2 protein-coding genes are annotated in these 3,840 nt (G+C 54.6%); both read left to right on the forward strand.

Annotated features, from left to right (window positions below; translation table 11 throughout):
* The coding region (locus JJU14_RS16235; RefSeq protein ID WP_228614770.1) for an FAD-linked oxidase C-terminal domain-containing protein at positions 1 to 2,240 on the forward strand (2,240 nt) is incomplete at its 5' end.
* 87 nt (positions 2,241 to 2,327) lie between these two features.
* A partial coding sequence (gene dnaK / locus JJU14_RS16240) for a molecular chaperone DnaK (RefSeq protein WP_228614771.1) occupies positions 2,328 to 3,840 on the forward strand: 1,513 nt, incomplete at its 3' end.

The raw sequence follows: 3,840 nt of genomic DNA on the forward strand, positions 1-3,840 counted from the left end.
TACTGCAGCAGCTCAAGCAATTATCCGATAGCGCCCGGGCGAATCAGGCACTGGCGGCTAAAATTCGTCACAAATACCGGTTGAAAAATACCACAGGCCTCTCGCTCAATGCGTTGCTGGATTTTGACGATCCTATCGATATGCTCAGCCACTTGATGGTGGGCTCGGAAGGCACCCTAGGTTTTATCAGCTCGGTGACCCTAAGCACCGTACCTGATTATCCGTACAAAGCCACGGCTTTATTGGTCTTTCCCGATGTACAGAGCTGTTGTCAGGCGGTCATGGTGTTAAAGCAGCAGCCGGTCTCGGCGGTGGAGTTACTCGATAGGCGCAGCCTGCGTGCGGTGGAGCAACAAGCGGGGATGCCCGCCTGGGTGGAGGAGCTGTCGGACAGCGCCTGTGCCTTATTGATTGAAAGTCGCGCTGAGCAGCCCGATGTGCTCGGGCAGCAACTGAGCGACATCCGGCAAGCACTTAGCTCCTTTGAGCTGGAGCAGCAGGTCGATTTTAGCACCGATCCCACCGTGTATCAGCAGCTGTGGGCCATCCGCAAAGGCACCTTTCCTGCCGTGGGGGCGGTGCGGCCGGTTGGCACCACCGTTATTATTGAGGATGTCACCTTTCCACTGGCATTATTGGCCGAAGGGGTGCAGCAATTGTTGCTGCTGTTTGAGCGTTATCAGTACCAGGAGGCCATTATTTTTGGCCATGCGCTCGAGGGCAATCTGCATTTTGTCTTTACCCAGCGCTTTGATAATGAAAAGGAAGTGGCCCGCTACGAAGCCTTTATGCGCGATGTGGCCGAGCTGGTGGCGGTGCGCTGTGGCGGTTCACTCAAAGCCGAGCATGGCACCGGGCGCAATATGGCGCCTTTTGTTGAGCTGGAGTGGGGCGAGGATGCCTATCAGCTGATGTGGCAAATCAAGCATCTGCTGGACCCGCAGGGCATTCTGAATCCTGATGTGGTGCTGAGCCTGGACCCGCACATCCATCTGAAACATTTAAAGCCTTTGCCAGAAGCTGATCCTTTGATCGATCGCTGCATCGAGTGCGGGTTTTGTGAGCCGGTTTGTCCATCCAATGCCCTGACCCTGACACCGCGCCAGCGCATTGTTGCGCAGCGCGAAATCAAGCGGCTTAGTCGTGAAGAGCCCACAAGCCCGCGTCTTGCGCTGCTGCGGGATGGCTACCAGTATCAGGGCGAGCAAACCTGCACCAGCTGTGGCTTTTGTGAAAGTGCTTGTCCGGTGGGCATTAATACCGGCGATCTGACCAACCAGCTACGCAGCGAAGCGGCAACACCCAGCAAGCTGGCCACATGTGCTGCCAACCATTTTGCCGGGGTCACCCGGCTGGCGCGTATTGGGCTTCGCTTGCAGCAAAGTGGTCGCGCCGTGCTCGGTGCTGCAACCATGCAGCGCCTCAGCAGCGCCATGCACCGGTTATCGGGCAAACGGCTGCCGCTGTGGTATCCAGCGATGCCAGGCGTTAGTCGCAAGATAGCGAAATCGGTTGCTGATGAGCAGCTGACACCTGTGGTGTATTTCGCTGCTTGTGGCAGCCGGGTGATGGGGCCGGCGGCAGGGGAGCGCGATCAGCGCTCCTTGTCGGAAGTTACGGCCGCAGTTTTGGCCAAAGCCGGTTACCGACTGGTTTACCCAACAGGCATCGATTCGCTGTGCTGTGGTATGGCGTTTCAATCCAAAGGTCAGCTAAAACTGGCACAGCAAAAAGCCGCCGAGGTGGCAGCGGCGCTTAAAGCCGCCAGTAAGAATGGTGAACTCGCTATTTATTGCGATACCAGCCCCTGCAGCTTGACGTTAAAGCAGCAGCTGCCGGCAGATTTGCCGCTGTGGGACAGCATCGATTTTTTGCACGACAAGGTGTTGCCACAGTTGTCATTCTCACCGCAGGAAGAGCCGGTAGCGCTGCATCTAACCTGCAGCGCCGCACGACTTAAACAACAGGATAAACTGACTGCTCTGGTGCAGGCCTGCAGCAGCAAGCCGGTGCAACCGCTGGGTATTCACTGTTGTGGTTTTGCCGGCGATAAAGGCTTGCTATTGCCTGAACTGAATGCCTCGGCGCTGCATGGCCTGCGTCAGCAAGTGCAGGGCTGTTGCCTGGGGGTCTCATCAAGTCGTACCTGCGAAATCGGTTTAAGCCAGCACAGCGGCATCGAGTACCGTCATCTGGTGTATCTGCTGGCTGAGCGTCTGGCGGCAACAGAAAAAATTTAAATCAGTATCCTTGAATCCTGTAAGGGCAATCCCCATAAAGCTGCTAACACGAAATTATCTGTCCTGAATTAGATTTGGAGAGCCGTTATGGGTAGAATTATTGGTATCGACTTGGGTACAACCAACTCTTGTGTTGCTGTATTAGACGGCGACAAGCCACGCGTCATTGAAAATGCGGAAGGTACCCGCACCACGCCTTCCATCATCGCTTACACCGATGATGGCGAGACTCTGGTCGGTCAGCCAGCCAAGCGTCAGGCGGTGACCAACCCGCAAAACACCTTATTTGCCATCAAGCGTTTGATTGGTCGTCGTTTTGAAGACGAAGAAGTGCAGCGCGATGTCAACATCATGCCATTCAAAATTGTCAAAGCCGACAATGGCGATGCCTGGGTTGAAGTCAAAGGCAAAAAAATGGCGGCACCGCAAATTTCTGCCGAAGTGCTGAAAAAGATGAAGAAAACCGCCGAGGATTTCCTGGGCGAAGCGGTGACCGAAGCTGTTATTACGGTACCTGCTTACTTTAACGATGCGCAGCGTCAGGCTACCAAAGATGCTGGTCGCATCGCGGGTCTGGATGTAAAGCGTATTATCAACGAGCCAACCGCTGCCGCGCTGGCGTACGGCATGGACAAGAAAAAGGGCGACGCCAAAATCGCCGTGTACGATTTAGGTGGCGGTACCTTTGATATTTCCATCATCGAAATCGACGATGTGGATGGCGAGCAAACCTTTGAAGTACTGGCTACCAACGGGGATACCCACTTAGGTGGTGAAGACTTCGACAACCGCCTGATCAATTATCTGGTCGATGAGTTCAAAAAAGAGCAGGGCATTGATCTGCGTAACGATCCGCTGGCGATGCAGCGCTTAAAAGAGTCGGCCGAGAAAGCCAAAATTGAGCTGTCTTCTGCCTCTCAGACCGAAGTAAACTTGCCGTACATCACGGCCGATGCTTCTGGTCCTAAGCACCTGAACATCAAGGTCACCCGCGCAAAGCTGGAGTCCCTGGTAGAAGATTTGATCAAGCGCACGCTGGATCCATTGAAAGTGGCGCTGAACGATGCTGACTTAAGCGTAGGCGATATCGACGAAATTATTCTGGTCGGTGGTCAAACCCGGATGCCTAAAGTGCAGCAGGCCGTCACCGAGTTCTTCGGCAAAGAGCCGCGCAAAGATGTGAACCCGGATGAAGCGGTTGCCGTTGGTGCTGCGGTGCAGGGCGCTGTGCTGTCAGGTGATGTCAAAGACGTATTGTTGCTGGACGTAACCCCGCTGTCGCTGGGTATTGAAACCATGGGCGGCGTGATGACCAGCCTGATTGAGAAAAACACCACCATCCCGACCAAAAAGTCGCAGGTGTTCTCAACAGCAGAAGATAACCAGTCTGCGGTGACCATTCATGTACTGCAGGGTGAGCGTAAGCGCTCGGCTGATAACAAGTCGCTGGGTCAGTTTAACTTAGAAGGCATTCGTGCCGGTCGTCGTGGCGAGCCGCAAATCGAAGTGACTTTCGACCTGGATGCCGATGGTATCTTGCACGTCTCGGCCAAAGACAAAGACACCGGCAAAGAGCAGAAGATCACCATCAAGTCGTCTT

It is taken from the genome of Alkalimonas sp., assembly GCF_020831925.1.
GTDB lineage: Bacteria > Pseudomonadota > Gammaproteobacteria > Enterobacterales > Alteromonadaceae > Alkalimonas.